Origin of the sequence: Sphingorhabdus sp. (assembly GCF_046596595.1) — a bacterium.
In the GTDB taxonomy this organism is placed as follows: Bacteria; Pseudomonadota; Alphaproteobacteria; order Sphingomonadales; family Sphingomonadaceae; genus Sphingorhabdus_B.
Genome location: NZ_JBKJMB010000102.1, coordinates 1 through 1,848, shown reverse-complemented (window position 1 = coordinate 1,848; position 1,848 = coordinate 1). Strand labels below are relative to the sequence as shown.

Annotated in this window: 3 protein-coding genes and 1 pseudogene; all 4 read left to right on the top strand. The window is 56.7% G+C overall.

The features are described 5' to 3' along the window. The first annotated feature begins 73 nt into the window (after nucleotides 1-73). Nucleotides 74-337 (top strand): DksA/TraR family C4-type zinc finger protein, encoded by a 264-nt coding sequence (locus tag ACLL9E_RS10395; protein ID WP_411291668.1) that lies wholly within the window; start codon nucleotides 74-76, stop codon nucleotides 335-337. A gap of 167 nt (nucleotides 338-504) precedes the next feature. Beyond that, entirely contained in the window at nucleotides 505-963 is a 459-nt protein-coding gene (locus tag ACLL9E_RS10390) for a hypothetical protein (RefSeq protein ID WP_411291667.1), read from the top strand. Then, complete coding sequence (locus ACLL9E_RS10385) at nucleotides 881-1,129, top strand: hypothetical protein (protein ID WP_411291666.1); 249 nt, start codon at nucleotides 881-883, stop codon at nucleotides 1,127-1,129. The genes ACLL9E_RS10390 and ACLL9E_RS10385 overlap by 83 nt, the downstream gene beginning before the upstream one ends. A 486-nt stretch (nucleotides 1,130-1,615) precedes the next feature. Then, nucleotides 1,616-1,848, top strand: a pseudogene (locus ACLL9E_RS10380) (flagellar motor protein MotB); the annotation flags it as partial.

Below are 1,848 nucleotides of genomic sequence, written 5' to 3'. Positions count from 1 at the left end.
CCAACGAAAATGATGCGGCGTTATGGGGGCTGGTGATCCAATCGGCGCTCGGTGCGCATGCGGAGCAGGGATGATGGCTGGCGGATGGGCCCGCGACGGCGCGGTGCAGGTCCAGATCGACGATAGCGTCAAGGACGCAGTCTCCGGTGCGCGTGCTCGCCTTCCGGCCGGACCGAGCGCCGAATATTGCGACGACTGCGGTGAACCCATCCCCGAACGCCGCCAAGCCGCCCTCCCCGGCGTGCGCACCTGCATATCCTGCCAAGCCGGGCGCGATGTTTCGGTACAACATTCCACGATCAACCGGCGCGGAAGCAAGGATAGCCAATTGCGTTGAGCACATAAAATAACCAAATAGGTAAAAAGATATTGACATCGTAACTCTATTTGGTTAGAGTTAGGCATAGTCGAAAATTGCAAGTTGCATAGTGACTTGCTCCATACAATTCTGTTGGGCCGAAGAGCAATCTTCGGCCCTTTTTCTTTGCGCTCAGGATGGCTGATATGGCCAAACATCAAAAACCCGCGTCGGACGCGCGGTTGAATGCGAAAATTCGGCGGCAATTTCTCGATCATCTGGCGGCGACGGCGAATGTTTCTGCTTCGGCGCGGACGGCCGGCGTTGCGGGCAGCGCGGTCTATGCCGAGCGGCGGCGGTCGGCTGCTTTTCGGGGCGATTGGGCGCTGGCGCTGGCGGAGGGCTATGCCCGGCTTGAGATCGACTTGCTGGCCGAGGCTTTACAAGTCGCCAGCCCGCGCACGGGCGATGCCACGCTGAAAGCGCGGGCGCAGATCGGCGCGGATAAAAAGGGTTATGTGCTTGGCGACCACAGCATTTCGGGCGCATCGCCCGAACGCTGGGCACGCGGTTGCAACAGCGGTGGAGATTTGGCAAGCCGACCGCGTCGTTGCCGAAGACAATCAGGGCGGGAACATGGTCGAAAGCTTCTTGCGTGCGGCTGACCTTGCGATGCCGGTCAAGCGCGTGCACGCCAGCCGCGGTAAATCGGCACGCGCCGAGCCAGTCTCCGCCCTGTACGAGACCAGAAGCGTTTTTCATATTGGCGGTTTTCCCGAATTGGAAGACCAGATGTGCGGCCTTGTCGCAGGCGGCGGCTATGTCAGTTGAACAAAAGCTTTCCTTTGCGCCCGCAGCAACCGACGATGACTTCGGGAAATGTTGGCTCATCGGAGAAGGAGTGGGCGGGCTGTGGGCAAACAAATCTGGCCACATAGCATTGTGGGGTTGGCAGCTGGCGATTTGTCGCGCCGGTCGAGGGCATGCGGCTGTGGGACAAGTCGTCTGGTTGCTATTGCCTGTATGTTGCAAACCAATGGAGTGCCGCTCCTGTGATACTCGAGCCGACGGGCGGAACAGTTGTTGATAGTGAGGCACGTGTCGCACTTGGTATGATTTTGCAATTTTTCAGGCGCATGGGTATGTTTGCCACATAAGCGCAGAAGCTGACAAAAGTGGGCGAATAATATCACCAATGGCCAAAAATGGCGACATTTTGGCAACAGTGTAGATACATAGCGACTTGCATCAATGGAACAGAATCGATAGACCTACGTTCTCGAATTTCCGTTCCTAAGATAGAAAAGGGGAAAGTTGATGCGTAAGTTAGCCATAAGTTTGGCACTCGCTTCCACTGCTCTGGCATCACCGGCTTTGGCCCGCGACGACCAGTGGTACGTTGGAGTCGATGGCGGTGCCATGATAGTAGAAGACCTGAGTTTGGATATTGGCACGCTGAATAATGCAGCGTCCGTCGATATGGACAAGGGATATGATTTCGGTGGCGTCGTTGGTTATGATTTCGGCGGTTTCCGTCTTGAATCAGAAGT